The organism is Oleiphilus sp. HI0086 (genome assembly GCF_001635225.1).
In genome coordinates, this window is record NZ_LWFZ01000524.1 from 1 (window position 1) to 376 (window position 376).

General features: G+C 47.6%; 1 protein-coding gene. It reads left to right on the plus strand.

The genetic code is table 11. From position 1 onward, the window contains the following. Positions 1–39: 39 nt before the first annotated feature. The coding region (locus A3756_RS06420) for a hypothetical protein (protein WP_068553111.1) at positions 40–376 on the plus strand (337 nt) is incomplete at its 3' end.

The following is a 376-nucleotide window of genomic DNA, read 5'->3' on the forward strand; positions in this document are numbered from 1 at the left end:
TCGATCTTGTTTAGTTGATATAGGCTTAAGGATAGATAGTTGGAAAGTTTTTCATACCTTGCTGCGTGGGCAGTGTACCTGATTTCCGCGCTCGTGATGATTGCCGTATTTTGGCGAATGACCAGAAATCTCAAGCTACGTCGAACCCGGCGATCTTTAAGGGTTCTGGTTGCCGTCCTCTTGTTAACGCCTATCAATATTGCGACAGATGCAAGTATTTGGCTGGCACCCGCCTACCTTGTTGGTGCTTATGACTGGGTTTTGCGTCACACAGATAAAGCGCTTCACGCAGGGGCTTATATTGCCGCCGCTCATGCATTAATGATCCTTGTGGTCATGTTGGCCTCGGTTATGAGAAGACTCTTGGGTATGGAGA